The 242-nt window shown below is 63.6% G+C and carries 1 protein-coding gene; it reads right to left on the bottom strand.

What is annotated here, in order from left to right; all coding sequences use genetic code 11:
* Positions 1 to 242: isocitrate lyase/phosphoenolpyruvate mutase family protein (locus SB822_RS60145; protein WP_410859518.1), on the bottom strand; the 242-nt coding region annotated here is incomplete at both ends.

The raw sequence follows: 242 nt of genomic DNA on the forward strand, positions 1-242 counted from the left end.
CTCGAGAATTTCGTCGGGGCGCGAGAGCTTGCTGTGAATCAGGATCGCGTCGGCGCCGGCGCGGCGGTAGGCTTCCGCGCGGCGCAGCGCTTCTTCCATGCCCCAGCCGGCAATCAGCGCTTCCACGCGCGCGACGATCGAAAAATTCTCGTCCGATTGCGAGTCCTTGCCGGCCTTGATCTTGCCGCAGAATTCGTCGATGTCGGCAAGCGGCTGCGCCTCGCCGTTGATGAAGCTATTGG

This window comes from Paraburkholderia sp. SIMBA_054, from assembly GCF_046534875.1.
Classification (GTDB): Bacteria; Pseudomonadota; Gammaproteobacteria; order Burkholderiales; family Burkholderiaceae; genus Paraburkholderia; species Paraburkholderia hospita.